Consider the following 1,878-nt stretch of genomic DNA (forward strand, 5'->3'; position numbering starts at 1 on the left):
GGAGATCTTCTGTTGGATCTTGGCCGGGCGCAGGTCGCGTTCGGCCTGGTTGGAGGTGGCCGGCACGCGTAGGTCGTGGGCGAACCGCAGCACGTCGTCCTCGCGGTCGCGTAGGACCTTGAGCAGCAGGTGGGCCTTGCGTTCGCCGGGGCGGTCGCCGTGGCTGGTGGTGTCGGACAGCCCGACCTTCACCCCGTTGGTGAACGTCTTGATCAGCTTGTCGCGGACGGTGTCGGCGATGGTGTCGTGTCCGGCGTCGCGGGCGAGGTTGGCCTGGTGGATCAGGCTCCGCAGCGCGTCGGCGATCTGGGTGGGCCAGAGCGCGTCTGGGTAGGTCTCGGCGGCGCCAGCGAGATCACGCAGGAGATGTTGGCAGCACAGCTGGTGGGTCAGCTCGCCGATCGCGGTGGAGTCGTAGAGGTGGTAGCGGTCGTGCACGACCACCGACTCGGTCAGGTCGGCGAGCACGAACGCCTTGAACGTCGCGAGGTCCCGGTCGCCGAGCAGGTAATGGGTGTAGAGCTCGGTGCAGGCGACCAGCAGGTACTTCTCGGCCTTGCGCCGTCCCGGTTTCGGCGTCTTCGCCCCGACCCGCAGCGGGGTCTCATCGGCGCATACCGCGTAGGCCATGGTGATCAGGGCGCGGATCCGCTTGTCCACCTCGGCCAGCAGCGTCGCGGCACGGTCGAGCATGCCGTGCACGAACCCGACGCTGGGTGCGGCGCCGGTCAGCGACTCCAGCAGCTCGACGCACCGCTGGGCGGGCACGAAGTGCACCACCATCAGGTAGACGGCGAAGGCCTGCAGGTTGGGGCCGTACCCCACCGGCCCGGGGCGGGCACCCTCGGGACGCGCCGCGGTGTGATCTCGCCGCAGCCGCAGCGCACCTGATGCTGGTCGTACTGCGTCACCGTCACCGACAGCTCGGGGATCTCATGCTGCTGATAGCGATCCACAACATCGAGGTCGGTGGCCCCGGCCAGCTCGTGGCCACACGCGCAGTGCCCCTGCGGGAACCGGTCGACCCGCTTGGTCGGGTTGTCGACCCAGGCCAGGTTCGCCCCCGGCGCCCCTGGCTGCTTACCCCGGCGCCGCTTCGTCCCACCAGCCCGCCGCTTCGGCATCTCCGGCGGCGTCCTACCCGGATCGTCGTCCTTGGACGGCGGCATCGACGAGTTGCCGGAGTTACGCGAGAGCAGGTGCTCCAGCCTGGCCAGCTTCGCCACGAGCCGCTCGTTGGCCTCCACCAGATCCGAGACCTGCGCCGACAGCGTCGTGATCTGCGTGTCCTGGGCCGCGATCCGCGCATCCCGCTCCGCGACGAGCCCGATCAGCTCCTCGCGCGACAGGTCCTCCGGCGCCGGCACGCCAAGATCACACTACAGCGGGGGCGCTCCCAGCGATCGACACGCCGAGATCGACAACCTCGCCTGGCAGATGGCCCGCCCCGGCTTCATCCACGGCGCGGCCGCGCCCCGACACCATCCGATCCGGTCGACGCGGCGGCCAGAGCGGCCTCGCTGACCCGCCAACTCTCATCCCCTCGTTCGTCGTCGACCAGGACCTCCAGCAGACCAGCCCGCTCCAGCCGCCCGGCCGCCGCCTCGACCACATCCCGCGACAGCGAGGTCTCACGCATCAGACCGTACGGCGTCACATACGGCGTCGACCGCGTCCCGTCCGACGTACTCATCTGCAGCTTCGACGTCCTCCCAGCGATCACACCGAACACCAACAACGTCTCCGGATCAGCCAGCGCGGCGATCACCGCCCGAGCGTCCCTGATGGCCATGCCCGCAACCATACCGCCCCAAGATCAGCCGACCCGACGCTGCAGGAACCGCACATCCAACCTCGCGCAAGGGCTGAATGTTTACC

General features: G+C 69.3%; 3 protein-coding genes. All 3 read right to left on the reverse strand.

Features of this window, described 5'->3' with window-relative positions; genetic code table 11:
- The coding region (locus KME75_RS41205) for an IS66 family transposase (protein ID WP_219420410.1) at nt 1-825 on the reverse strand (825 nt) is incomplete at its 3' end.
- Complete coding sequence (locus KME75_RS41210; RefSeq protein ID WP_219420411.1) at nt 783-1,367, reverse strand: DUF6444 domain-containing protein; 585 nt, start codon at nt 1,365-1,367, stop codon at nt 783-785. The genes KME75_RS41205 and KME75_RS41210, both read right to left, overlap by 43 nt.
- A gap of 86 nt (nt 1,368-1,453) precedes the next feature.
- Entirely contained in the window at nt 1,454-1,792 is a 339-nt protein-coding gene (locus tag KME75_RS41215) for a hypothetical protein (protein ID WP_219420412.1), read from the reverse strand.
- Nucleotides 1,793-1,878: the final 86 nt, after the last annotated feature.

The organism is Pseudonocardia nigra (assembly GCF_019396355.1).
In the GTDB taxonomy this organism is placed as follows: domain Bacteria; phylum Actinomycetota; class Actinomycetes; order Mycobacteriales; family Pseudonocardiaceae; genus Pseudonocardia; species Pseudonocardia nigra.

Excerpts from the sequence above, each read along its gene's own strand:
- KME75_RS41215 (WP_219420412.1), bottom strand. The coding sequence starts at position 1,792 with ATGGCCATCAGGGACGCTCGGGCGGTGATCGCCGCGCTGGCTGATCCG.